Source organism: Acinetobacter sp. P1(2025) (genome assembly GCF_051390655.1).
Lineage (GTDB): Bacteria > Pseudomonadota > Gammaproteobacteria > Pseudomonadales > Moraxellaceae > Acinetobacter > Acinetobacter junii.
Genome location: NZ_JBPKBJ010000174.1, coordinates 1 through 643, shown reverse-complemented (window position 1 = coordinate 643; position 643 = coordinate 1). Strand labels below are relative to the sequence as shown.

Below are 643 nucleotides of genomic sequence, written 5' to 3'. Positions count from 1 at the left end.
CAGACAGAGAGTTTATCGGTGAGCAGTGGTTTACATGGTTAATTGAACAAGACATCAACTTCTGCATTCGTGTTAAAAAAACTTCATTGTCACCAATCATTTAGGAAAGAATCATAAAATTAGTGATTTATTTCGCCATCTTAAAGTTGGTCAAATTGAATGTCGTAAACGACGGATTTTGGTTGGTCGGGTGAAACTATATATAAGTGCACTACAGTTAGAAAATGGAGAGCTTTTACTCGTCGTTTCTCCTCAGTTTAATGCCAATGCTATTCAGGATTATGCATTACGCTGGGAAATTGAAACCTTATTCAGTTGTCTCAAAGGACGCGGGTTTAATCTTGAAAATACGCGCTTGACAGACCCTAGACGAGTGAAAAAATTGATTGCGGTGTTAGCTATAAGCTTCTGTTGGTGTTACTTAACGGGTGAATGGCAACATGATCAAAAAAAAGTGATAAAAATAAAGAAGCATGGACGACTCTCAATGAGTTTATTTCGCTATGGTTTAGACTATGTTCAAATGGCGATTCAGCGTTTAATTGGTTTTGGGAAAAAAGAAGAGTTTAAGGAAATTTTGGCAATTTTAAGAAGGCAGAACCCTGATAGGATAAGGGTTCTGTGAAATTTGTCGTGTACAGAG

1 pseudogene is annotated in these 643 nt (G+C 37.0%); it reads left to right on the top strand.

Annotated features, from left to right (window positions below):
• Nucleotides 1-625 (top strand): annotated as a pseudogene (locus ACSC97_RS18240) (IS4-like element ISAba1 family transposase); the annotation flags it as partial.
• Nucleotides 626-643 lie beyond the last annotated feature (18 nt).